Origin of the sequence: Citricoccus parietis (genome assembly GCF_042433045.1) — a bacterium.
GTDB lineage: Bacteria > Actinomycetota > Actinomycetes > Actinomycetales > Micrococcaceae > Citricoccus > Citricoccus parietis.
Map to the genome: position 1 here is coordinate 20,907 of NZ_JBHLWH010000005.1, position 20,557 is coordinate 41,463.

A 20,557-nucleotide genomic window follows, 5' to 3' on the forward strand; every position below is an offset into this window, starting at 1 on the left:
CGGCCGGGGATGCAAGGATCGTCGCATGTCCCTTGCTCGACGCCTGCTCGGCACACACCTGCTCGGCACCCGGTGGCCGCGCTGGGACGAGCGCACCGGTGCGGGTTGGCTGCTCAGCCGAAGTGAACGCGGGAACCCGGCGACCGACCTGCCCGCCTGGACCGGGGGCAACACCGTTCGACTGCTGCCCCACGGGGACGCGTACTTCGGCGAGCTCGCCCGTGAGCTGGCAGCCACCGGCCCCGGTGACCTGGTCCTGGTGGCTGGCTGGCGGATGGACGCCGACCAGCGGCTGGGTCCCCACACGACCGACCAGCGGTTGGGTCCCCACACGACCGTGGCGCAAGCCCTGGTGGCCAGTGCCAGGCGCGGTGCGCTCGTGCGGGGATTGGTGTGGCGCTCGCACCCGTCATGGATCGTCGGCTCGCGAGCCGAGAACCTCCAGGTGGCCCGCCGAGTCAACCGCGCTGGCGGGCAAGTGCTGCTGGACCATCGCATCCGCTCCCTGGGCAGCCACCACCAGAAGTTCGTGGTGGTCCGCCGTCCCGGCGATCCCGCGCGGGACGTGGCGTTCGTGGGCGGGCTGGATCTGGCGCGGTCCCGCAACGACGACCTCGAGCACGGCGGGGACCCGCTGCGCCGCAAGTTCGCGGAGGCCTACGGGCCCACGCCGGCGTGGCACGACGTGCAGGTCGCGGTCCGTGGGCCAGCGGTGCGGGACGTCGAGGAGGTCTTCCGAGAGCGATGGAGCGATCCGGCCCCGATGACGTGGCTTCCGTGGCAACGTCTCCACGATGCGTTGTCCGGGCTCCCCCAGCGAACGTCTCCACTGCCTGCGCCGGCCCCCGCCCCTCCTGCGCAAGGGCAAGACCGCGTCCAGCTGCTGCGCACCTACCCCCGTCGGCGCGCAGACGGCTACCCGTTTGCCCCTGACGGCGAGTTCAGTGTGGCCCGCGGCTTCGTGAAGGCCATGGAACAGGCTCAGCACCTGGTGTACATCGAGGACCAGTACCTCTGGTCGGCGGAGGTCGGCCGCATCCTGGATGCCGCGCTGCGCAGGGCACCGGAGCTGCGCATCCTCGCCGTGTGCCCGCGATACCCGGACCAGGAAGGCCTCCTGAAGGTGCCGCCGTCGTTGCTGGGTCAAGGGCTGGTCCTGCGCACGCTGAGTCCGCGCGTTCGGGACCGGGTCACCCTGCTGGACCTCGAGAATGCGGCGGGCCGGCCGATCTACGTGCATGCCAAGCTGTGCGTGATCGACGACGTCTGGGCCTGCGTGGGCAGCGCGAACCTCAACCGCCGGTCCTGGACCCATGACTCCGAGCTGAGCGTCGCGGTGACCGACGGCGGCGATGCCGACACCGCTGACCGCCCGGGCGGGACCTTTGCTCGGGAGTTACGCCTGCGACTGATGCGCGAGCACCTGGGCCGGGCCGGGGGCGGCGTTGATGACGGGGACGATCTGGCGGATGCAGCGCAGGCAGTCCGGGTGCTGCAGGCCAGTGCCGCGGCACTGGACTCGTGGTACGACGGCGGCCGGCAGGGCCCGCGCCCACCAGGCCGGTTGCGTTCTCGGCTGCCCGAGCGCGGCGCCGCATGGCAACGCGCCCTGGTCCGGCCCTTCTACCACGCGGCGTTCGACCCGGACGGACGTCCGCCGGGCAAGCGACTGCGCCGCCGGTATTGAGCCTGCGCAGGTGACCGCAGCAGACCGTCGCGCAGAGCACGGAGCACCGCATTCGTCCGGTCCCGCGCCCCGAGCTTCAGGAGGATGGTGGAGACGGCTGCGATGAGGCTGAGCAGGACGCCAGCGTCAGGACCCCTTGGGGACCTTGACCGCGATCACCGGGACGGAGGCGCCCAGCAGGATCTCCTGGGCGTTCGAGCCGAGCAGCAGCTTGCCCACTGGACTGCGGTGCTTGATACCGACCACGATCACGGTCACGTTCAACTCCTCGGCCACATCCAACAGATCACCGGCGGCATCCCGGCTGCGGGCGTCCGGCTGACGGTGCGTGATCGCGAGACCATCCGGCGCCGGATCGCCGGCCAAACCGGCAGCGGGGTCCAGGGCTCCGGACCCGCCCGCGCCGCCGTCGAGGTCGAAGAGGATGAGGTCCTCCCCACGGCGCGTCGCCTCAGCCACCGCGAAGTCCACCGCCGCCCGGCCCTCCGGGCTGCCCGTCCGCCCCACCAATACCGACATGCCGACTCCCTCCGGTGTGCGGACGCGCCACCGCGACGCCCCCGCCCTTCGTCCATGACTGTGACTCAGGATACATTTCCCTGTAGACCAGGGGAGCACCAGCCCATGAGCCGGTTCAGAGGGGGACGTCCAGCATGGCAGCTGACCACCACGCCACATCAGGTAGACCCGGCGTCGGCATGATCATCTATGGCGTGATAACCGCCCTGGTGGTCGGGACGGCGTCGTTCTTCTCGATCCAGTCGGCCACGGCCGGGGCGGACCTGCGCAGCAATCTGACCCTGATCGCGCCGGCGGGCGCCGGCGGCGGCTGGGATGGGTTCACCCGCTCCCAGCAGTCCGCGATGCGCGTCAACGGGATCGTCAACAACGCCCAGGTCGTCAACATCCCGGGCGCCGGCGGCACCATCGGGCTCGGTCGGTTCAGCACCATGCATGGACAGGCGGACACCCTCATGGCCACCGGCTCGGTGATGCTCGGGGGGATCGAACTGAACAACTCCCCCGTGGACCTCTCGGACGTGCGGCCCATCGCCCGGCTCTCGGACGACTTCGATGCGATCGTCGTCCCGGCCGATTCGCCCTACGAGACGATCGACGACCTGGTGGCGGACTGGAGGAAGGATCCAGCCTCGTTCCCGTGGACCGGCGGCTCGGTCGGCTCCATCGATCACCTGATCATCGCCGAGCTGGCGCTGGAGGCCGGCATCGACCCGGCCGAGATCACCTACATCCCGAAGACCTCCGGCAGCGAGGCGATCCAGACCATCGCCTCCGGCACCGCGAAGGCGGCGACCTCCGGATACAACGAGTTCGCGGACCAGATCGAGGCCGGCCGGATCAGGGCCCTGGGCATCTCCAGTCCTGAGCGGCTCGACGGCGTGGACGTCCCCACCATCACCGAGCAGGGGTATGACGTGGTGATGGCCAATTGGCGCGGCATGCTCGCCGCCCCGGGCATCACCGATGAGCAGTTCGAGGAGCTCGAGGCCATCGTCACGGAGACGTCCCAGACACCCGAGTGGCGTCAGGCCCTCGAGGACAACCAGTGGACCGACTCCTTCATGACCGGCGAGGAGTTCGAACAGTTCATCGCCGAGGACCAGGAGAAGATCGCCGCCCTGATCGAGGAGTTGGACCTGTGAGCCAGTCCCAGCCCACCGCCCCTTCGCACCCCGTGGGCGACGCCGGCTCCACCACCGCCCGCGGTTGGTGGCACGGACGCAGCGGCCTCTTCCTCGCCGCCTTCATGGCGGCCTTCTCCACGTACCTCCTGGTCGGCATCCTCACCATGGCCGTCCCGGACGGCGCCGACGCCCCCGGGCCGCAGTTCGTCCCCCTGATCATCACGGTGGCCGGGTACATCCTCGCCGTCCTGCTGGCCGTCCACTACCTCCGCACTCCCGAGCCGGCCGTCACCCCCACCTTCACCGCCGAGGACGATGCGACGGAGGAAGAGCGGCGCGCGGCAGAGGCCGCCGCCACCGTGCAGTACCGGACCTTCTCGGACTGGTATGCCGTGGGCTGGAGCGTCGCCGGGTTCCTGGTCTTCGCCCTGCTGCTGAACATGCTCGGCTGGATCCTCGGAGCGGCGCTGCTCTTCTGGTGCGTGGCCCACGGGATCGGCAGCCGCCGCCACCTCTTCGACGCCAGTCTGGGCCTGCTGCTGAGCAGTTTCATCTACCTGGCCTTCGACGTCGGACTGGGCCTGTCCCTGCCCTCCGGCGTGCTGGGAGGGGTGTTCTGAGATGGAATCCATCATGAACCTCATGGACGGTTTCGGCTCGGCGCTCTCTCCCATGAACCTTTTGTGGGTCATCGTCGGCTGCCTGCTCGGCACCGCGGTCGGCGTACTGCCCGGGCTGGGCTCCTCCATGGCCGTGGCGCTGCTGTTGCCCATGACCTTCGCCCTGGACCCCACGGGCGCCTTCATCATGTTCGCCGGCGTCTACTTCGGTGGACTCTTCGGCGATTCCACCATGGCCATCCTCATGAACACCCCGGGCCAGGCCTCGGCCATCGCCTCCACGTTCGAGGGGCATCGCATGGCGAAGGCCGGACGGGCGCCCCAGGCCCTGGCCACCGCCGCCATCGGCGCGTTCATCGGCGGCATGATCGGCTCCATCGTGGTGGTCTTCCTGGCCCCGGCACTGGCGGACTTCTCGGCCAACTTCGGGCCCCAGGAGTTCTTCGCCCTGGCCCTGTTCGCCTTCGTGGCCACGTCCTCCGTGGTGGCCGACTCGATCCTGAAGGGCCTGTGCTCGCTGATCATCGGGCTGGGCATCGCCGTGGTCGGCATCGACCAGACCTCGGGGGCCGAGCGGTTCAGCTTCGGGGTCCCCCAGCTCTTCGACGGCATCTCCCTGGTGACCGTGACCGTCGCGATCCTGGCCCTCGGCGAGGTCTTCCACATCGCCTCAAGGGTCCGCCGCGATCCCACCAACCGCGTCATCCAGGCCAAGGGCCGGCCGTTCCTGTCCGGGCGGGAGTTCCGCGAGGCACTCCCTGCCTGGCTCCGAGGCACCGGCATCGGCCTGCCCTTCGGCGTCATCCCGGCCGGTGGCGCTGATGTTCCGACCTTCGTGGCCTACGGTCTGGAGCGTCAGCTCGACCGTCGGCGCAGGAAACCTCAGTTCGGCAAGGGGGCCATCCGCGGGCTCGCGGCCCCGGAGGCCGCCGGCAACGCCACCACGGGGACCGCCATGGGTGCGCTGCTGTCCCTGGGCCTGCCCATCTCCGCCACCGCGGCCATCATGCTCGCAGCCTTCGAGCAGTACGGATTGCAGCCCGGGCCGCTGATGTTCGACCGGTCTCCCGATCTGGTCTGGGCGCTGCTGGCCAGTTTCTTCATCGCAATGGTCGTGCTGCTGATCCTCAACCTGCCCTTCGCGCCGCTCTGGGCCAAGCTGCTGGCGATCCCCCGCCCCTACCTGTACGCCGGGATCACGGTCTTCTGCGGCATGGGGGTCTACGCGACCTCGGGTTCCACCTTCGACCTGCTGATGCTCTTGGGCATCGGTCTGCTGGGATTCGCACTGCGCCGGTTCGGTGTGCCGCTGGCCCCACTGATGATCGGCATGGTCCTCGGCCCCCTGTTCGAGACGAGCATGCGGGACGCCCTGGCCAGCTCCAACCAGAGCTACGGCGTCTTCGTCGATGGACCGATCCCCGTGGCCATCTATGCGCTGCTGGCCCTCGCCCTGGTGATCTCCATCGTGGGGCGGGTCCGGGCGAAGGCGCGGAAGGACACCTGACCCCCGTGTCGCGGTGTGACGTGGTCGGCTGCAGGAATTCGCACTCCACACGGACGTCAGTTTAGGTTAGGTTCACCTTACCGACTCGAAGTGAGCCGTACCCGTGACCATCGAGCATCTCGAACACCCCACCCACGACGCCGAAAGAGCAGTCCCAGCGGACCAGGCCACCGGCCGTAGTGACGGGCGCGCCGAAAGGGAAAAGTCATCATGATCTCGCAGGACAACGCACGGCCTTCGGCCGGTGTGCCGGTGCTCGCCGTGGTCGGCACCCGCCCGGACGCGCGGCTGGAGTACGCGACCGAGCTGGCCCGGACCCTGGACCGGCAGCTGGTGACCTCGTTTCAGCTGAGGGCGGCCGAGGAGCCGGTGTCCGAGGCCAGTCGGCTGACGGCCCGAGTGGAGACGCCGGCCGGTGCCGTGGTGGAGATCCCCGACCGGGTGTCCACGGCAGACCTCGCCGCTGAACTGTCCTCGACCGCGTCCGCCGCGCGGCTGGAGGGCGTGATCTGCGTGGTGGACGCCGCTCATGGCGTGCAGGACCTGTTCCGCGAGGACTACCTGGTCCCCCGGAGCGGCCACCCCTCCACCGCCACGGCCCGGTCCCTCGTGTCCATCACGCACGTGGAGTACGCCTCCGTGATTGTCCTGGTCAACTGGGAGGACGTCCCCACGGACGAGCTCCGCACCCTGTTGGCGCTGGTCCACCATCTCAGTCCGCTGGCGCGGGTACGCCTGCTGGAGGACCTGGCAGACATGGAGGACACCCTGCCGGATCTGCCTGCGATCCCCGGATATGACGCTCACCTGGACCGCCCTGGTTGGGTGAAGCTGCTGGCCCAGGGGTTCGAGACCTTCATCCACGATGACCGCGTGACAGCCCTCCACTACGACTGCGCCCGGCCGTTCCATCCTGTGCGAATGCATGAGCTGGTCCACGAGCTGATGTCCCCGGAGCGGTTCGGCACCGTGGTCCGCTCCGCCGGCTACTGCCGGGTGGCCAGCAGCGCCAACGTCACCGGGCATTGGAACCACGTGGGCAAGGTGATGGCGCTCAGCCCGGTCAGCCTCGACGACGACCTCGAGCTGTTGCTGGACCCCTGGGCGGACACGGACCCGCTGACCGTCGGCCAGAGCCTGGCCTTCATCGGTCTGGACCTGGACCGCGAGGGGCTGATCAGCGCCCTCGACCGTGCCGTGCTGACGGACGAGGAGTTCCTCGCGGGACCCTCCGCGTGGGCCGAACAGGTGAAGCGGCTCCGATAATCCCCCTGGACCCGGACGGGCGGTGCCGGCCGCCGCGGCTCAGGGAACCAGCATCACTTTGAGGGCCTCTCGGGCGTCCATGGCGGCATAGGCGGCCGGTGCCTGCGTGAGCGGCATGGCGACGTCGAAGACCCGCCCGGGGTTGATCTCCCCGGCGACGACCTGAGCCGTGGCGGACTCGAGGTAGCGGCGCACGGGGGCCGTGCCTCCCGTCAGCGTGATGTTGTTCACGAACAGGCTGCCACCGATCGGGGCCTCCCGGTACTGGGGGACGCCCACGCGGGAGATCGTCCCGCCGGCGCGCACCACCCCGACCGCCTGCTCGTAGGCCGGATGGTGGCCCACGGCCTCGAGCACCACATGCGAACCGTGGCCACCGGTCAGGTCCCGCACCAGCGCGATCCCCTCGTCACCGCGTTCGGCCACGACGTCCGTGGCGCCGAACTCGCGGCCGAGGTCCGTGCGCGAGGCGTGCCGGCCCATGAGGATGATCCGGTCCGCGCCGAGCTGGCGGGACGCCAGGACGGCGGAGAGCCCCACGGCACCGTCACCGATCACGGTCACGGTCTGTCCGGGGCCCACCTGGCCCATCGTCGCGGCGTGGTATCCGGTCAGGTAGACGTCCGAGAGACTCAGCAGACTCGCGAGCAGGTCCTCGGAGCCGTTGCCCGTCTCATCGACGGCAGAACCGTCGGCGGCCCGGACCGCCACCAGGGTGCCGTCAGCCAGCGGGACGCGGACGAACTCGGCCTGCAGGCCGATCCCCTGGCCACCGAAGAAGCCGCCATGCAGGCAGGAGACGTGGAATCCCTCACGGCAGAACTCGCAGGTGTTGTCCTGGTAGGTGAAGGAGGAGATCACCAGGTCGCCCGGGCGCAGCGAGGTCACGGCCGCGCCGACCTCCTCCACCACGCCCATGACCTCGTGGCCCATCGGGCTGCCCTGCTCCGAGGCCTCCTTCGAGTGATAGGGATGCAGGTCCGAGCCGCACACGCAGGAGCGCACCGTGCGGATGACGGCGTCCGTCGGCTCGATCAGCCTCGGGTCGGGAATGGTCTCGACGCGGACGTCTCCGGCACCGTACATGAAGGTCGCTTTCATGTCCCCCACGCTACCGGCAGTCTCCCACCCGAACGTCCTGGGCGCGGGCCCGCCGTCGGCGAAGACCTACCCCACGATGGTGACGGTTCCCGCGTCGCCATCGACCTCCACGATGTCGCCGGTGCGGATGATCTGGACCGGGTCACGGTCGAACTCGCTGACGGTGGGTACACGGGTCACCACGGCGCCGAGCACGGCCTTGGTCGTCACCGTGGTGAACACCATGGCCGCTGGGGCCGTTCCCAGCAACCGCGTGCTCTGGAAGAAACCCGACCAGCCGGACGACCCCTTGGCCCCGGGGAAGACCAGGACCTTGCCCGTGAAGCACACTCCGCACAAGGCGTGGCGCCGCTCGATGATGGTGCCCTGGGCCGGGTCGATGCCGCCCCACCCGGAGATGGTCTCCGGGGAGACGAGGGCTTCTGCCCGGACGATTCCGGGAACGATTCCCCTTCCCCTGAGCACCGTTCCCGGTGTCACGGCGCGGGCTTCTGTGGACGGCATGCTCATGACAGCTCTCCTTTCCAGGTTCCGGTGATCGCGGCCTGCACGCAGTCGGCTGTGGTGCCGAACCAGGCTTCGATCCCGAGGATGGCTGGCAGATAGTGGGCCTGCTTTGCACTGTCGGTGGCGAAGACCCGCGTGCCCTTCGGCGCTGTCCGGGACATGGCCGGACAGGAGTCCGTCAGGAGGCGCCCACCGGCACGGTGGATGACCTCTGTGTAGCCGTTGCGGTCAGCCACGGCCCGCAAGGCCCGCGGCGTCATGATCCAGAGCTCCGTCCCGGGATGCAGTGTCCGCCCGTCCAGCAACGCGGCGATCTCCCCCAGTTGGTCCAGGGAGGCATGAGGACAGCCCAGCAGCACGAAGTCGACGTCCTCGGTGTCCCCCTGGTTGTTGAGCAGTTCGTACATCTGGCGTCGGTCCGACGCGGTGAACGCCACGGGTTCCGGGATCTCGTGCGGTCCGAAGGCAGCCTCCACCGTGGGTGCCTCCGGCGTGACACCGGGCAGGTGGAAGATCTCCACGCCCCCGGTGGTCGCCAGGGCCGCCCCGAGGTGCTTCAGGTCGGCCTGGCTGGGCAGGGCCAGCCCCCCCGTCAGGACGGGCCGCTCCTCCTGGACCACATGCCCCGCGAAGTACCCGAACAGTCCCCAGTCCAGGAAGGAGTCGATGGGCACGTCCGCCCGGATGAGGTGGGATCCGTGACGGTTCTCATCCAGGTGATTGCCCCAATAGGGGATGCGGCCGGTCAGGCCGGCCGCTCCCGTTGACGCGGTGCCCTCGCAATTGGACTTGGCACCGATGACCGAGTTCGCGTAGACGACCGCTGAGGATTCCATCCAGGCGATGTGCTCTCCCCGCACGGGCAGGTTGCCCACCTGGTAGGGCGTGCACGTGGCCAGAATGTTGATGCCCCGGTCACTGGCGAAGGCCTCGGCGTCAGCCTGCAGCTCCACCAGGTGGGGGTTGTAGGGGGTGACGTTGAGGGCATCGGCACTGAATCCGTGCTGCAATTGGCACGTGGGGACCCGCATCTTAGGGATCTCGATCTCGTCGTCGCAGTCGAGGTTGATGACGGCGTACGCCTTGTTCCAGCCGCCCTCGGCCACGATCTTCTCTTTCGCAGGGGTGGGTTGGGTGGAGGTTCCGGCCACATTGCGGACACTGCACAGCCTCTCGGCCCCCAGTCCCTCCCCGTAGCGGACCAGCAGGTCCATGGCCGCCGCCACGGCGTCACCGTCCCGTCCGTCCAGCATGGCCCGGTCGTCGTCAGTGAGCAGCATGGAGGGGCTCCTTCTCCTCGTCCCGGCGGCCGCTGGGTGGCGCCCCGGCCAGACCCGCACCGTCTCCGGTCTCGTCCGGACCGATATTGGCCCGGATGCGTTCACGCAACTGGGCCCGGTCGATCTCGGCCACGGGACCGCCGTCGGCCAGGTCGAGCGCATGGGCCGCGGCCTCGCCCATGGCTGCACAGGGTCCCATCACGCGGATGCTGGAGAGGGCGGCGGCGTCGCCGTCCACGCACCGTCCGGCAGCCAGCAGGTTGACGGCACCTCGGGGGGTGATGCTGCCCAGGGGCACATAGTGCACGTGATCGCCGTCGAATTGCTCCCAGACGTATCCCTCGGGCTGGTCGTGCAATTCGATGGGCCAGGAGGTCCGGGCGATCGAGTCCTCGAACCGGACCCCTGAGCGCACCTCGTGTTCGGTGAGCTGGTGCTCACCTGCAATCCATCGGGTCTGGCGCCGACCCGGAAGACCGTAGAAGCGGACGGAGGCCTGGCCGAAGGCCGCCGGATGGTGGTCCCGAAGGAATTGGATGACGCGATCGGCCTGGTCCTTGCCGCGCAATTGGGCTTCAGCGGCCCCCACGGCCTCGAGAGGGGATTCGATATGAGTCATGTTCAGCACCGCCGTGTCCCGGCCGGGGAAGAAGAAGGCCAGCCCGTCCCGACGGATCAGCCCGTACTCCTCGGCATGGTCGTACACGCTCTGGGCCAGGTCCTGGGGGTCCGGCGCAGCCGAGGGGACGAGCCCCTCGACGCGCACCTGCTGCGATCCCCAGATGGTCCGTTCCGGGACCCGGCATTCGAGGCCGGCCTCCCAGGTCAGCGCCGCGTCTCCGGAGGCGTCGATGAAGGCGTCCGCCTCGACCTTCAGCAGTCCGTAGCGAGTCGCGAACGTCACTGACCGCAGGTGGCCGGCGTCGTTGTCCACCGAGAGGATGGAGGCTCCGGTCACGGGAACCACTCCCGACTGCACGATCTCGCGTTCCATCCAGCGGCCCACGGCGTGTTCGTCATAGTTCACCGTGATGGTGTGGCGGTGGTTGTAGGAGAGATCACCCGTCTTCTCCAGATCGGGGAACATCCGGTCGAAGAGGCCGTGCGTGAGCTGGCGGTACTCCGGCCCGTTGCCGTAGACGCCGCAGAACAGTCCGATCAGAGAGTTCGCGCACTGCCCACCCAGCATGGGCAAGGCGTCGACGAGGATCACCCGCCGGCCCAGACCCGCCGCCGTCAGGGCGGCGGAGACGCCGGCGATGCCGGCGCCGACGACGCACAGGTCTCCGCGCAGTTCCTCCAGCGGTCCGCTCGGTGGTTTCGTCACAGTGTGGATCTTCACGTCGGTCAGCTTGTGGGGCATCAGGAGTCCTTGGCGTAGTGGTGGTGCTGCAGTGCGGGGGCGGCCTCGGGGACCAGGGTGGCGCCGCGTTCGAGCGGCGTGACGGTCCGGGCATAGACGCCGAGCCACCCCCCGGTCGCGGCGGGCTCGCGGGCCGGCTGGGTCAGCCGACGTCGCTCGAGTTCCTCGCCGGAGACGAGCAGGTCGACGGTCCCGGCCGGGATGTCGGCACGGATCCGGTCGCCGTCGTGGACCAGCCCGAGGGGCCCCTCTAGGGCTCCTTCCGGCTTGACCTCGCCGACGACGATGCCCTGGTTCACGAGCCCGGAGAGCTGGCCGTCGGTCACCACGGCCACCTGACCGGTGAGTCCGGCGCCGTTGAGGGCGAACACGACATTGGAGGCCATACCCATCCCCGGTGTGCCGGAGGGTCCCAGGCCGCGCAGGACCAGCACGGTCCCCGCCTCGACTTGATGTGCGTTGACGGCCGCGATGGCCTCTGCCGCATCCTCGAAGACCCGAGCAGAGCCCTCGAAGCTGTCCTGGCGACGCTCGGTGGCGGAGAGTTTGACGATCGAACCGGCCGGCGCCAGGGACCCGTACAGGATCTGGATGGTGGCGTGTGTGGCGCGAGGCTCGTGCAGGGGGCGGATGATGCTGGCGTCCGGCTCCGGTGCCCGCTGCAGGACCTCGCCCAGTGTGCGCCCGCCGATGGTGGCGACCTCGAGGTCCAGGACGGGCTGCAGCTGCGTGAGGACGCCGAGGGCTCCCCCGGCGGCCTCCAGATCTTCAATGCTGTCAGGGCCACTCGGCCGGATGGCCGTGAGTGGGCCCACCTCGCGGCCGAGCTCGGCGAACAGGGCACTGATGTCCACGTCCACGCCGGCTTCCACGGCGATGGCCTGCAGGTGCTTGACGCTGTTGATCGACCCACTCACGGCCAGCACGGCCGCGACGGCGTTGCGGAAGGCACCCGGGGTCAGGATGTCCCGGGGACGACGCTGGGCCAACACCGCCTCGACGATGGTCCGGGCGGAGGCACGGGCGTTCTCCCACATCGCGGTGCTGTTGGCCGCAACGGGTGCCGATCCCGGCAGGCTCATGCCGAGTGCCTCGGCCATGATGTGCATGGTGTTGGCGGTTCCCATGCCGGTGCAGACGCCAGGGCCGGCGATGGCCCGGTCGCTGATCGTGCAGAGGTCCTCGATGGTGATGCCTCCGGTGGCCACGTGGCCGGCCTTCATGAAGACCTCCTCGATGTCCGCGGGCTCGCCGTTGTCCAGGATCCCGCAGGGCTGGTATCCGCAGGGCACCACGATGGTGGGCACGTTGATCCGACCGGCCGCCATCAGTTGGCCCGGTGTCGTCTTGTCGCACGAGGCCAGACAGATCATGCCGTCCAATTGGCCGCCCTCCACGGCTGCCTCGATGTCATTGGCCAGGAGGTCCCGGCTGGACAGGACGTAGCCGCCCCGGCCCCCGGCGGCCATGATGAAGTCGGTGGGTGCTACCGTCCGGATCTCGAAGCCCACGGCCCCGGCCTCCCGGATGGCCTCGACCACCTGGTCGGCGATGGCGTCGAGATGGCTGAAGCAGGGTGAGAGTTTCGAGGAGGAGTTGACCACGGCGATCTTCGGCTTGATCACATCCTCGTCACTCAGGCCGAGTGCCTTCCATTGCGTCCGGCGGGTCGCCCACCGGGGAGAGCCGACAGGGAAGTTGCTGCGCAGTTCCATTCAGCCCACGTCCTTTCGCCCATAGACGGATTCGTGCCAGGGGATCGCCACGCGCTTGAAGGAGGTCACGATGAAGTACATGATCAGTCCCACGGTCGCCAGCATCAGGATGACCGCGAACAACGCCGGTGCATTGAGCTCGTTGAGGGTCTTCACCACCATGTAGCCCAGTCCCTCGTTGCCACCCAGGTACTCGCCGACGATGGTGCCGATCACCGCCAGCACGATGGCCGTCTCCATGCCGGCGAAGACGTGCGGCATCATGCTCTTGTACTCCAGGTGCCGGAAGGTCTGCCACCGGCTGGCGTTGATGCTCTGCATCAGGTCTCGGTGCCCCCGGTCCACGGAGCGCACGCCCAGCAGGACGTTGAGCATGACGGGGAAGAAGGCCAGGAGGCCGGCGATGATGACCTTGGTGGTCATGCCGAACCCGAACCAGATGACGAACAGCGGGATGAGGGCGACCTTCGGCACCACCTCCAGGGCGATGATCAAGGGCCTGACGCTGGCTTCCACCAACGGCAGCTTCCCCAGGACGACCCCGACGAGGACACCCGCCAGGACGCCGGCCACGAAGCCGAGGACGATCTCGATAACGGTCACCCGCACGTTGTCCCAGGTGGTCGGCTGGGCGAGGAGTTCCCCGAGATTCTCGAAGATCATGCTCGGTGGAGGCAGGATCAGCGGGGAGACATCCAACGCCTTGACGCTCAGCTCCCAGATCACGAACAAGACCACGAGGAGTCCGGGAGTGGTGATCCACGGCAGGACCTTCAGCAGCTTCTTACGATTCATGGTCGTCCTCTTCGTTCAGTGAGGTGTGCAGGTTCCCGACCAGCCCGTGGAAGGCGGCGTCCTTCTTGATCTCGAGTCCGCGGGGGCGGGCCAGGGGGACGTCGACGACGTCCTTGATGCGACCGGGGCGCGGGGTGAGGTGGACGACCCGGTCCCCCAGGGCCACGGCCTCGTCGATGTCATGGGTGACGAAGACGACGGTGGCGCGGGTGGCCAGGGCGATGCGCTGGATCTCCATGTTCATCTTCTCCCGGGTCAGCGCGTCCAGGGCGCCGAATGGCTCGTCCATCAAGAGGAGCTCGGGGTTGTCACTGAGTGCCCGGGCGATGGCCACCCGCTGGCGCATGCCGCCGGACAGCTCGCGGGGATAGTTGGGGAGGAAGTTCTCCAGCCCCACCAGTTCGGCCAGTTCCCGGACCCGGTCCCGCCGCTCTTTCTTCTTGACCCCGCGCAGGCGCAAAGGCAGGGCGATGTTGTCCTCGATGTTGTACCAGGGGAAGAGATTCGAATCCTGGAACACGACGCCGAGACGGCGGATGACGGATGAGTCGACCGTCTCCTGGTGCCACAGGGCGCGTCCGCCGATCTCGACGTGACCGGCGGTGGGCGGGACCAGTCCGGCCATGATGCGCAGCAGCGTTGTCTTGCCGCAGCCCGAACGACCGATCAGGGAGACGAACTCCTCCTTGCGGATGTCCAGGTTGATGTCGGAGAGCGCGTGGGTGGTCCCGCGTTCGGTCTTGTAGGTCTTGCCGAGTCCGGAGATCCGGATCTCCGGACTCGGGTCCGGCGCTGCGGTCTCAGGTGTGGCCACGGTGGGTTGGGTTTGCATGCTCATGATTGCTCCTCGGGAATGGGCGGAACTCAGGAGGCCGGCAGGTAGCTGTTGTCCAGCCACTCCAACGGGTCCGAGCCGGACTCGACCATCCCGGCAGCCACGAGCTCCTCGTATCCTTCGGCCCAGTACCCCTCATCCGTGGTGAGCAGCGGCTGGGTCCCCTTCGCGGTCCAGAGGTCCCTGCTCTGGCTCAGGGATTCCTTGGCCACACCGTCGTCATCCAGGGACCCGAAGGAATACTTCGACCGCATCGTCTCGATGACCGATTCCAGTGACTCGTCGTCGACGATCTCCTGGACGGCATCCCGGATGGCGGCCATGTACGCCTTGATCGCGTCCTCGTGCTCCTCCAGGGACTGCTGCGTGGCGGTGTAGATCTGAGAGTCGGCGCGAACGGCATCGCCGGCATCGAAGGCCTGTGCCTCGCCCTCGAACTGCTGCTGGGTGACGATGGCCTGGTCGATACTGACCATGTACCCGGCGATGTCCCCGCGCTTGACCAGTTCGAAGGTCCCGGGGCCCAGGCCGACGACCTGGCGTGCGACGTCGTCGGGGTTCAGGCCGGCCTTGTGCAGCATCAGGGACAGTGACTTGTCGCTGGTACCGCCCTCGGAGGGCACTCCGATGGTCTTGCCGAGGAAGTCCTCGGGCTTCTCCAGCGGGTTCGCCGTGGCATTGAGGATGCGGATGGATGAGCCGCGCACGATGCTGCCCACGTTGACGAGTGGCTGTCCGTCCGCGGCCGCCGTGATCAGGTCGATGGCCCCCACCCGGGTCAGGGGTCCCGCCCCGGCCACGAGCGTCTGGATGGCCTGGGGTGAGCCCTTGGTGGACTGGAACGTGACCTGGAGGCCGTGGTTCTCGAAGTGGCCACCGGCGTCCGCCAGCAGTTCGGGAGCGACCGAGAGGGTCTCCATCGGCAGGTAGCTCAGGTACGTGAACGGCGCGGTTCCGCCTTCACCGCCGCCCGCGGCACCGGAGGACGCGGTACCGCAGCTGGTGAGAAGGCCGGTCATGCCGAGTGCCGACAGTCCCAGGGTGCCGGCAAGGAAGCCGCGCCGGTTGACCTGGGAACGGACGAGCGGGGATTGCAGGGACATCGTTGACTCCTTGTTCGGATGGATCGCCGAACACGACTTTGCCAACGGGGGCGACGCGGCTCTACAGAGATCTCAGTCAGTGAGATCTGGGTCACACGATGTGCCGGATCTAGCGGTTCATCTGGACGTTCAGTGCCATGGACCTCGTGATGGCCAAGGCTGTCGTCTGGACGGCATGCGCCATGGTCTGTTCCTTCAGGCTCCCCAGGGGCGTGTTGACGGACAGGGCCGCGATGACCTGGCCATGGGTGTCACGGATCGGTGCCGCCACCGAGATGGCGTCCATGACGACCTGACGGTCACTGACGGCGAAGCCTCGTGTCCTGATCGAGGCCAGCATGCGCCTCAGCTCCTGGGGACTGGTGATGGTCAAGGGCGTCCGCCGCTCCAGGCGGCCCGACAGGTAGTCCTCCTGAGTCTCCACGGGCGCATGGGCCAGGAGCATCAGTCCCACCGAGGTCAGGTGCAGCGGATAGTGGCTTCCGATGTAGGGCCGGGAGTTGCGCGCACGCCAATGTGACATCCGCTCGATGAAGACGGCTTGCGAACCCTCCCGCACGGCCAGGTGGACCGGGTGACCGGTGATGTCCATGAGGTCCTGCATGAACGGCAGTGCCGCCTGCTGCACCCCGCCGGACCGCGGCGCATGGGCGGCCACCTCCCACAGCCACAGGCCCACGTGATAGCGGTGCCCCTCGCCGATCTCCAGCACTCCCTCCTCGGCCAGGGAACGCATGATCCGGTGGCAGGTGGAGGCCGGCAACCCGGTCCGGCGGCTGACCTCGGTGGCGGTCAGTTCCTCCGCGCCCCGCTCGAAGGCTCGGAGGATGGACGCCATCCTGGACAGCATGCTTCGTTGATCCTCGCCAGCCAGGGCCCCTCCTCCTCGTGTGCCGCTCATCACACGATAGCCGCCAAGGTGGCTGACCAGCGCCCCAGGGCGGACGCCCAGCTCAGAAGTACTGCATGCCCTGATCGACGCTGAGGTGCTCCGAGGTGATCGTGGCCGAGGCCGGGGACACGAGGAACGCCACCGCGTTGGCAATGGCCTCGGGCTCCATCCAACCCGGCTCCAGGAACGCCTGGCCCATCTGGTTGACCTTCGGGTTCTCCCGGGTGGACGCCTCGATCTGGTCCACGGTGTCGCCGCCGCCCATCGGGGTGGCCACGGCGCCCGGATGCACGGAGTTCACCCTGATGTTGTGCGGGCCCAGTTCGATCGCGAAGCCGCGGGTCAGGCCCACGAGGGCGTGCTTGGACGCCGTGTAGTGGATCATCATCGGCTGCACCTTCTTGCCGGCGTAGCTCGAGGTGATCACGATCGCGCCCCCCCTGCCACCGTCGATCAGGTGTTGGGCGGTGGCGGTGATGGTGTTCCACACGCCGGTGAGGTTGATGTCGATGGTGTCCTGCCAGGACTGCTGCGAAATGTCCTGCCATTTGGCGGGTTCACAGATCCCGGCGTTGGCCACCACGATGTCGAGGCTGCCGAGTTCGGCCACGGCCCGGTCGGCAGCGCCCTTGAGGGCATCGCGGTCCCGGACGTCGGCTTCCACCCCCAGAATGCGGCGGTCGAGTTCCTCCACCAACCGCACGGTCTCCACGAGATCATCGGGCGTGGCTGCGGGGTAGGGAAGGAAATCGGCCACGGGCCCGGCGATGTCCACGGCCACGATGTCCGCGCCCATGCTCGCCAGCTTGACGGCATGGGCGCGGCCCTGGCCACGGGCGGCACCGGTGATGAAGGCGACCTTGCCCTCGAGTTCGTCCGACATGATGGACACTCCGTTCTGAAGTGGGGTAGAAGCTCAGGGGTCAGAAGCTCAGGGGTGGACGGGTGGCTGGACCCAGCCCCCCGGCCGCCCCTTCGACGGCGGAGGAACCCAGGGCCGGAGCGCCCCAGACATGGCCCTCGTCGCCGCCGGCGGTGATGGCGAAACCCGGTGGGATGAGCAGGTCCTGGGCGGAGATCTCGGACAGGGTCGCGTGGCCGTTGCCCATCATGGAGGCCTTGAGCCCGTCCTTCATGATGTCCAGGACGTTCTCCACCCCGGCCTGCCCGTTGGCGCTCATGCCCCAGAGGTAGGCACGCCCGATGAGGACACCCCGGGCGCCGAGGGCCAGGGCCTTGTAGACGTGGGAACCGCGGCGGATGCCGCCGTCCAGATACACCTCGACGTCGTGGCCGATGGCCTGCGCGATCGCGGGGAGCAGGCGGATGGTGGCCGGCGTCGTATCGAGGTTGTTGCCGCCGTGATTGGACACGGAGACGGCGGTGACGCCGGCCTCCCGGGCGGCTTTGGCATCGTCCACCCGGGTGATGCCCTTGACCATGAACGGTCCGTCCCACTGTTGCCGCAGCCAGGCGATGTCATCCCACGAGGGGGTCTCGGTCTGGCGCCACCACCCCATGGCCTCGAAGAACCCCGGTGCGGGTTCGCCCTTCGGCACGGCGTTCGGCACGGACAGCTCCGGCGGACGCAGGGTCTTGGCCCAGTCCATGGCGTAGTCGAACTTGCCGCCGGCGATGATCTCCGGGGCGTACTTGAGGATCGTCTTGAGGTTCATCTCCTGCGGGATCTCCGGGCTGCCCCAGTCCCGGCCGTAGCCGCTGGTCCAGTCCAGGGTGATGATGAGACCCGCGGCCCCGGAATCCATGGCCCGCTGGGCGAGGGTCAGCATCTGGTCGCGACCGCCGGCCCAATACAGCTGGAAGAACGTGCGCCCTGGATTCTCGGGCAGGACATCCTCCATGGGCTTCGAGGAATAGGCACCCAGGCCCATAGCCGCGCCCCGGTTGTTCGCCGCCCGGGCCACGGCAATCTCGCCGTCGGGATGCACTGCCTGTACGCCCGTGGGGGAGATCATGACCGGCAGCTCGACCGGCACACCCATGATCGTGGTGGTCGTGTCCTGCTGAAGGGGATTGCCGGTGATCTTCGGGGCGAAGCCGAGCTCCGAAAAGGCATCGATGTTGTTCTGCACGGTCATGCCGCGTTCTGAACCGGCCACGAGGGCCATGTACACGGACTTCGGCAGGCGCCTCTTTGCCCGGCGCTGGGCCTCCGCCACGCTCTCGAACCACGGATTGGTCATGGTGATGCCGTCCTCACTGTTGGATGTCGTTGGTCGTTGTTGATCAGGGTGAATCTCACGGACTCAGGATCCTCGACAGGGCCCCCGGCAGGTCCCGGAAGGTACGCACGGTCTCCAGCCGTCCGCGCCCGAGCCGGGCCAGGTCGCGCCCCAGGTCCACGTCCTTCTCCCCCGAGGTATCGAGGAGGACGTCCAGGCGGGGCAGGCTGGCGGCCGCAGCGCGCGGGTCCGGTCCGGCGTTGTGGACGCAGTCGGACAGCAGCAGCACACGGCCCTCGGCCGCGGGGACCCTGGCCAGTTCGTCGCGCGCCAGGCGCAGGGGCTGTTCCACATTGGTCAGTCCGCGAGCCGGGATGCGCACGAGCGTCTCGAGGATCCCGCCCGGAGTGCCGCCCTGGCCCATCGGTACGATGCGGGCGGCATCGGACCAGAACGCGATCACGGCCAGGTCGTCCCGGGCGAACTCCCCCACCATCGCGCCCACGGCAGCAGCGGCTGAGCGGACTCTCTCCCCGCGCATCGAGCCGGACACATCGAGGAGGAGCACCATCGCCCGGCGTTGACGGATGCGCTCGCGCACCACGATGTCCGAGGGCTCCGGAACCGGCTTGGCCACGAGGTTCTCCACCGTCGCCTCCAGGTCGATGTCCTCGGCGCTGCCCCGGAAGGGGAGCTGCTCCAGGTCTCCCAGTCCACGCCGCGCCGTCGCCCGCCGTGGCGGCTGTGGAATGGCCAAGGACAGGGCGATCTCCCGTGCCCGGCGCAGCACCTCCCGGTCGGCCTGATCGTCCAGGTCCTCCAGGTCGATGACCTGACTGTCCTCGCCGGTCTCCCCCGGCGCCGCCGTTCCCCTGACCCGAGCGGCGGTGGCATCCTTGCCGGATCCGCTGGCCGTCAGCACCTGTCCGCCGCCCTCGCCGGTCGCCGGCTCGAAGACCGTCGGGGCCTCCTCGAGCACCTTCGGCCTGCGACGCCGGCCCGGCGCCTTCTGCGACCGGCGCACGATCGGAGCGTCGTCCTCGATCTCCTTTCAACCCGGCTCCGCCGCCGCGGGATTCAGGATGAAATGGTCCTCCCAGATCTCCTGCAGCACGCGCTCTGGTGTGGTTCCCGCCGCCTCGTCCACGTGGAGGCGCCCGGAGAGGGAGACCATGGCGGCGTCCAGGATGACGTCGGCATAGCGGCGCCGCGGGGTGTCCTCCGCACCCACCCGGCCCTCACCCGGAGTGTCGAGGCCATGCAGATTCAGCAGTTGTGCGGCCACCAGGGCCAGGTCGATGGCTCCCCGCACCGAACTGCCCTGGCGGGTGTCCTCATGCTCCCGGGTGGCCCGGGTCAGGGCGACGGCGTCCGTGACCAACGCGGAGGCGAGCCGCGCTGGGACGTCCTGGCCGCCGTCGGGCCCCAAGCCGGTGCGCAACGCCACGATCCGGTGCTCCGCCGCGGCGTCCTGGTACCCGAGGACGAGGCGGTTGAACCGGTCATGCACCGAGGTGGACAGGCGGGTGGTCCCGACGTTGTCGTAGGGGTTCATCGAGCCGATGATGCGGAACGTCGGCTGGGCCGTGATGGTTCCGATCCGCGGGATCGTGACCTGCCGCTCCGCCATGGCCGTCAGCAGGGTGTTGAGTGTGTCATCCGGCGCACGGTTGAACTCCTCGATGTAGAGGAAGCCGCCCTCGCGCATGGCCCGCACGAGCGGCCCGTCCACGAAGTTCTCATCCCGGTACCCCTCCCGCAGGACACGGGCGGGGTCATGCCCGCCGAGGAGCTTGGACGGGGTGAGATCTGCGTTGCCCTCGACCAGGACGAAGGGGATGCCCCATTCCTCGGCGATGGCCCGCAGGATCGTGGACTTGGACGTCCCCGGGGGACCTTCCAGCAGGATGTCCCGCCCTGCCGCCACCGCGGCGAGAACCAGGTCGAGTTCGCGGTCGCGGCCGACGACGCGGTGGCCGACGCTCTCGCGGACGCGGGACACGTGGCTGGTATCCCGCAGGCCCGTTGACTGGATGCTCATCTGGTCCTCGCTCGGT

Annotated in this window: 19 protein-coding genes; 5 read left to right on the top strand and 14 right to left on the bottom strand. The window is 68.6% G+C overall.

Annotated elements, in window-relative coordinates:
* Positions 1–25: 25 nt before the first annotated feature.
* Positions 26–1,687 carry a phospholipase D family protein gene (locus ACFFIO_RS00890; RefSeq protein ID WP_378039801.1) on the top strand — a complete coding sequence of 554 codons (1,662 nt, stop codon included), beginning with the start codon at positions 26–28 and terminating at the stop codon, positions 1,685–1,687.
* A 126-nt stretch (positions 1,688–1,813) separates the two neighbouring features.
* Here the strand turns inward: ACFFIO_RS00890 and ACFFIO_RS00895 are convergent, their stop codons facing one another.
* Complete coding sequence (locus ACFFIO_RS00895) at positions 1,814–2,206, bottom strand: universal stress protein (protein WP_378039802.1); 393 nt, start codon at positions 2,204–2,206, stop codon at positions 1,814–1,816.
* 134 nt (positions 2,207–2,340) lie between these two features.
* Here ACFFIO_RS00895 and ACFFIO_RS00900 point away from each other — a divergent pair, with 134 nt between their 5' ends.
* The 4 genes from ACFFIO_RS00900 to ACFFIO_RS00915 all read left to right on the top strand — a co-directional run bounded on the left by ACFFIO_RS00900 (position 2,341) and on the right by ACFFIO_RS00915 (position 6,726).
* Positions 2,341–3,351 (top strand): Bug family tripartite tricarboxylate transporter substrate binding protein, encoded by a 1,011-nt coding sequence (locus tag ACFFIO_RS00900; RefSeq protein WP_378039803.1) that lies wholly within the window; start codon positions 2,341–2,343, stop codon positions 3,349–3,351.
* Positions 3,348–3,953: a tripartite tricarboxylate transporter TctB family protein gene (locus ACFFIO_RS00905; RefSeq protein ID WP_378039804.1), complete on the top strand. Its 606-nt coding sequence runs from the start codon at positions 3,348–3,350 to the stop codon at positions 3,951–3,953. The genes ACFFIO_RS00900 and ACFFIO_RS00905 overlap by 4 nt, the downstream gene beginning before the upstream one ends.
* 1 nt (position 3,954) lies before the next feature.
* Entirely contained in the window at positions 3,955–5,460 is a 1,506-nt protein-coding gene (locus ACFFIO_RS00910) for a tripartite tricarboxylate transporter permease (protein ID WP_378039805.1), read from the top strand.
* Between the two features lie 210 nt (positions 5,461–5,670).
* Positions 5,671–6,726 carry a GTP-binding protein gene (locus ACFFIO_RS00915; RefSeq protein ID WP_378039806.1) on the top strand — a complete coding sequence of 352 codons (1,056 nt, stop codon included), beginning with the start codon at positions 5,671–5,673 and terminating at the stop codon, positions 6,724–6,726.
* Positions 6,727–6,765: 39 nt separating this feature from the next.
* On the opposite strand, the gene ACFFIO_RS00920 is transcribed toward ACFFIO_RS00915, so the two are convergent.
* The 13 genes from ACFFIO_RS00920 to ACFFIO_RS00980 all read right to left on the bottom strand — a co-directional run bounded on the left by ACFFIO_RS00920 (position 6,766) and on the right by ACFFIO_RS00980 (position 20,541).
* Positions 6,766–7,827 (bottom strand): alcohol dehydrogenase catalytic domain-containing protein, encoded by a 1,062-nt coding sequence (locus ACFFIO_RS00920; protein ID WP_378039807.1) that lies wholly within the window; start codon positions 7,825–7,827, stop codon positions 6,766–6,768.
* A gap of 66 nt (positions 7,828–7,893) precedes the next feature.
* The gene (locus tag ACFFIO_RS00925; RefSeq protein WP_378039808.1) at positions 7,894–8,337 is read right to left on the bottom strand and encodes an aconitase X swivel domain-containing protein; all 444 of its coding nucleotides are present in this window, start codon (positions 8,335–8,337) and stop codon (positions 7,894–7,896) included.
* On the bottom strand, positions 8,334–9,614 hold the full coding sequence (locus tag ACFFIO_RS00930) for an aconitase X (protein WP_378039809.1): 1,281 nt from the start codon (positions 9,612–9,614) through the stop codon (positions 8,334–8,336). Before ACFFIO_RS00930 ends, ACFFIO_RS00925 begins: the two co-directional genes overlap by 4 nt.
* Positions 9,601–10,977, bottom strand: coding sequence for an FAD-dependent oxidoreductase (locus ACFFIO_RS00935; RefSeq protein WP_378039810.1), 1,377 nt, complete (start codon positions 10,975–10,977; stop codon positions 9,601–9,603). Before ACFFIO_RS00935 ends, ACFFIO_RS00930 begins: the two co-directional genes overlap by 14 nt.
* The gene (locus ACFFIO_RS00940; protein WP_378039811.1) at positions 10,977–12,692 is read right to left on the bottom strand and encodes a dihydroxy-acid dehydratase domain-containing protein; all 1,716 of its coding nucleotides are present in this window, start codon (positions 12,690–12,692) and stop codon (positions 10,977–10,979) included. The genes ACFFIO_RS00935 and ACFFIO_RS00940 overlap by 1 nt, the downstream gene beginning before the upstream one ends.
* Positions 12,693–13,487, bottom strand: a complete 795-nt coding sequence (locus tag ACFFIO_RS00945) for an ABC transporter permease (protein ID WP_378039812.1) — start codon at positions 13,485–13,487, stop codon at positions 12,693–12,695. It lies immediately after the preceding gene.
* Positions 13,477–14,325, bottom strand: coding sequence for an ABC transporter ATP-binding protein (locus ACFFIO_RS00950; protein ID WP_378039814.1), 849 nt, complete (start codon positions 14,323–14,325; stop codon positions 13,477–13,479). Before ACFFIO_RS00950 ends, ACFFIO_RS00945 begins: the two co-directional genes overlap by 11 nt.
* A gap of 26 nt (positions 14,326–14,351) precedes the next feature.
* Positions 14,352–15,425, bottom strand: a complete 1,074-nt coding sequence (locus ACFFIO_RS00955; protein WP_378039815.1) for an ABC transporter substrate-binding protein — start codon at positions 15,423–15,425, stop codon at positions 14,352–14,354.
* Positions 15,426–15,534: 109 nt separating this feature from the next.
* Entirely contained in the window at positions 15,535–16,263 is a 729-nt protein-coding gene (locus ACFFIO_RS00960; protein WP_378039816.1) for an IclR family transcriptional regulator, read from the bottom strand.
* Positions 16,264–16,378: 115 nt separating this feature from the next.
* Positions 16,379–17,200, bottom strand: a complete 822-nt coding sequence (locus ACFFIO_RS00965; protein ID WP_378039817.1) for a mycofactocin-coupled SDR family oxidoreductase — start codon at positions 17,198–17,200, stop codon at positions 16,379–16,381.
* A gap of 40 nt (positions 17,201–17,240) precedes the next feature.
* Complete coding sequence (gene mftD, locus ACFFIO_RS00970; protein WP_378039818.1) at positions 17,241–18,521, bottom strand: pre-mycofactocin synthase MftD; 1,281 nt, start codon at positions 18,519–18,521, stop codon at positions 17,241–17,243.
* A gap of 55 nt (positions 18,522–18,576) precedes the next feature.
* Positions 18,577–19,524, bottom strand: a complete 948-nt coding sequence (locus ACFFIO_RS00975; protein ID WP_378039819.1) for a vWA domain-containing protein — start codon at positions 19,522–19,524, stop codon at positions 18,577–18,579.
* Between the two features lie 27 nt (positions 19,525–19,551).
* Positions 19,552–20,541 (bottom strand): AAA family ATPase, encoded by a 990-nt coding sequence (locus ACFFIO_RS00980; RefSeq protein ID WP_378039820.1) that lies wholly within the window; start codon positions 20,539–20,541, stop codon positions 19,552–19,554.
* Between the last annotated feature and the right edge of the window lie 16 nt (positions 20,542–20,557).

Bases quoted from the DNA above. Each gene is read 5' to 3' on its own strand.
- ACFFIO_RS00890 (WP_378039801.1), top strand. From the start codon at position 26: ATGTCCCTTGCTCGACGCCTGCTCGGCACACACCTGCTCGGCACCCGG.
- mftD (WP_378039818.1), bottom strand. From the start codon at position 18,521: ATGACCAATCCGTGGTTCGAGAGCGTGGCGGAGGCCCAGCGCCGGGCA.
- ACFFIO_RS00945 (WP_378039812.1), bottom strand. From the start codon at position 13,487: ATGAATCGTAAGAAGCTGCTGAAGGTCCTGCCGTGGATCACCACTCCC.
- ACFFIO_RS00920 (WP_378039807.1), bottom strand. From the start codon at position 7,827: ATGAAAGCGACCTTCATGTACGGTGCCGGAGACGTCCGCGTCGAGACC.
- ACFFIO_RS00910 (WP_378039805.1), top strand. From the start codon at position 3,955: ATGGAATCCATCATGAACCTCATGGACGGTTTCGGCTCGGCGCTCTCT.
- ACFFIO_RS00925 (WP_378039808.1), bottom strand. From the start codon at position 8,337: ATGAGCATGCCGTCCACAGAAGCCCGCGCCGTGACACCGGGAACGGTG.
- ACFFIO_RS00915 (WP_378039806.1), top strand. From the start codon at position 5,671: ATGATCTCGCAGGACAACGCACGGCCTTCGGCCGGTGTGCCGGTGCTC.
- ACFFIO_RS00955 (WP_378039815.1), bottom strand. From the start codon at position 15,425: ATGTCCCTGCAATCCCCGCTCGTCCGTTCCCAGGTCAACCGGCGCGGC.
- ACFFIO_RS00895 (WP_378039802.1), bottom strand. From the start codon at position 2,206: ATGTCGGTATTGGTGGGGCGGACGGGCAGCCCGGAGGGCCGGGCGGCG.
- ACFFIO_RS00950 (WP_378039814.1), bottom strand. From the start codon at position 14,325: ATGAGCATGCAAACCCAACCCACCGTGGCCACACCTGAGACCGCAGCG.
- ACFFIO_RS00980 (WP_378039820.1), bottom strand. From the start codon at position 20,541: ATGAGCATCCAGTCAACGGGCCTGCGGGATACCAGCCACGTGTCCCGC.
- ACFFIO_RS00935 (WP_378039810.1), bottom strand. From the start codon at position 10,977: ATGCCCCACAAGCTGACCGACGTGAAGATCCACACTGTGACGAAACCA.
- ACFFIO_RS00900 (WP_378039803.1), top strand. From the start codon at position 2,341: ATGGCAGCTGACCACCACGCCACATCAGGTAGACCCGGCGTCGGCATG.
- ACFFIO_RS00960 (WP_378039816.1), bottom strand. From the start codon at position 16,263: ATGGCGTCCATCCTCCGAGCCTTCGAGCGGGGCGCGGAGGAACTGACC.
- ACFFIO_RS00930 (WP_378039809.1), bottom strand. From the start codon at position 9,614: ATGCTGCTCACTGACGACGACCGGGCCATGCTGGACGGACGGGACGGT.
- ACFFIO_RS00940 (WP_378039811.1), bottom strand. From the start codon at position 12,692: ATGGAACTGCGCAGCAACTTCCCTGTCGGCTCTCCCCGGTGGGCGACC.
- ACFFIO_RS00965 (WP_378039817.1), bottom strand. From the start codon at position 17,200: ATGTCGGACGAACTCGAGGGCAAGGTCGCCTTCATCACCGGTGCCGCC.